General features: G+C 64.4%; 1 protein-coding gene. It reads right to left on the reverse strand.

Annotation, left to right across the window (positions count from 1 at the left end; translation table 11 throughout):
- On the reverse strand, positions 1-931 hold a 931-nt coding region (locus H663_RS41900; RefSeq protein ID WP_165803989.1), incomplete at both ends, for an Ig-like domain repeat protein.

Here is a 931-nt window from a genome sequence, read left to right on the forward strand (position 1 = left end):
CCGGGCATGGTCACTTTGATGCGGTCGCCTTCTGAGCCGCTGCCGGTGATGGTGGGGGTGTCGTAATAAGTGCTCAGGTCCGTCAGGGCGCCGCTGTTGCTGTTGTTGTCCAGACCTGCGGTGAAGGTGCCTGCCTTGGTGTTGAGCACAAATCGGAGGACGTCGGAGACGGCGATGTTGCCTGCCGCGTCCCGGACCCGTGCGTAGACGGTGTTGCTGCCTTCTATGGCGCTGTAGGTGTTGGTCCAGCTGCTGGCGTTGGTGCTGTATTCGACCACGGCACCGGCTTCTATGGCCGAGCCGGTGGCGCTGCCGGGGACGTTCAGGCTGGCGTCGATGGTGACCAGGTCGCCCGGGGTGCCGGTGTCCGAGGCCAGGGTCAGGATCGGTTTGACGATGAAGGTGTCCACGGTGAACACCAGTTGGCTGGCCGCGCCGGTGTTGCCTGCGGCATCGACCACGCGTGCGTAGACGGTGTTGCTGCCCTCGCCCGCTGCAAAGGTGCTGCCCCAGGCTGAGCCGTTGGTACTGTATTGGAGCGTGGCACCGGCTTCCAGGGAGGACGCGGTGAGGTTGCCGGTTTGTGTGATTTTGTCGGTACCCAAAGCACCGCTGTCGCACACCAGGCCAAGGACGGGCGCTGCAGGCGCTTGGGTGTCCAGGGTGAAGCTGTAGGTGGCCACGGCACCGGTGTTGCCTGTGGCATCCGTCACGCGCACTTTGACGTTGTTCACGCCTTCGGCGGCTGCAAAGGTGGTGGCCCAGTTCACGCCGTTGGTGCTGTATTCGAGCTGACCGCCTGCTTCTACGCTGCTCAGGCTCAGGGTGCCTGTGTTCGTGATTTTGTCTGTGCCTGCGCCTGAGATGCTGCCGCTGTCGCACACCAGGCCCACGGTGGGCGCTGTGGGGGCTGCGCTGTCCAGGGTGAAGC

The sequence above is a fragment of the Limnohabitans planktonicus II-D5 genome, from assembly GCF_001270065.2.
In the GTDB taxonomy this organism is placed as follows: domain Bacteria; phylum Pseudomonadota; class Gammaproteobacteria; order Burkholderiales; family Burkholderiaceae_C; genus Limnohabitans_A; species Limnohabitans_A planktonicus.